The organism is Hymenobacter profundi, assembly GCF_019334315.1.
Classification (GTDB): domain Bacteria; phylum Bacteroidota; class Bacteroidia; order Cytophagales; family Hymenobacteraceae; genus Hymenobacter; species Hymenobacter profundi.
In genome coordinates this window covers 1-749 of sequence record NZ_JAHWGL010000214.1, presented here as the reverse complement: position 1 = coordinate 749, position 749 = coordinate 1, and the positions used below count along the sequence as shown (strand labels likewise).

Sequence of the window (749 nt, the reverse complement as noted above, 5' to 3'; positions counted from 1 at the left end):
CAGTTCCCCGCGTTTGCCCCTATACTACTAAAAGTATAGGCCCTAGCACTGCATGCTAGTGGGTTGCCCCATTCGGACATCGTGGGATCACAGGATATGTGCTCCTCCCCCACGCTTATCGCAGCTTATCGCGTCCTTCGTCGCCTCTGAGAGCCTAGGCATCCCCCGTGTGCCCTTTGTTACTTCTGTAACAACTCCTCTAAAAGAGCAGTTGAGCTCCGGTCAGATACACCTAACGGCATATTCGACTTTCTTTTTTCTTCTTACTCGTTACACTACGTCAAAGAACATCCGACTCCTCATTCGGAATCAATGCGAAGAGAAAACGTCACCGTATTCTGCTTCTATTTACTAGTATTCTCACCCTAGCAGCCCTATTGGCTCGCTAGTACTTGGTGGAGAATAACGGATTCGAACCGTTGACCCCCTGCGTGCAAGGCAGGTGCTCTAGCCAGCTGAGCTAATCCCCCATTCTAGTCCGCAACAGGCAATCCCCGCTGTGGCAGTGGGCCTGCCTGGACTCGAACCAGGGACCTCTACATTATCAGTGTAGCGCTCTAACCACCTGAGCTACAAGCCCGGGTCGACTCGATCAGTCGAATCCGAAATACTATTGAACGGCAGGAAAAAGACAAATGGGGTGGCAAGCGTAGTTGCCGAATAGAACGGCGCCACCGAGTCGGATCCAGCTCCAGAAAGGAGGTGATCCAGCCGCACCTTCCGGTACGGCTACCTTGTTACGACTTAGC

Annotated in this window: 2 tRNA genes and 2 rRNA genes; all 4 read right to left on the bottom strand. The window is 52.5% G+C overall.

From position 1 onward, the window contains the following. A 23S ribosomal RNA gene (locus tag KYK14_RS21970) occupies positions 1–189 on the bottom strand; the annotation flags it as partial. 204 nt (positions 190–393) lie between these two features. Next, positions 394–470: transfer RNA gene (locus KYK14_RS21965), tRNA-Ala, on the bottom strand. 36 nt (positions 471–506) lie between these two features. Next, positions 507–580: transfer RNA gene (locus tag KYK14_RS21960), tRNA-Ile, on the bottom strand. A 115-nt stretch (positions 581–695) separates the two neighbouring features. Further along, positions 696–749, bottom strand: a 16S ribosomal RNA gene (locus tag KYK14_RS21955); the annotation flags it as partial.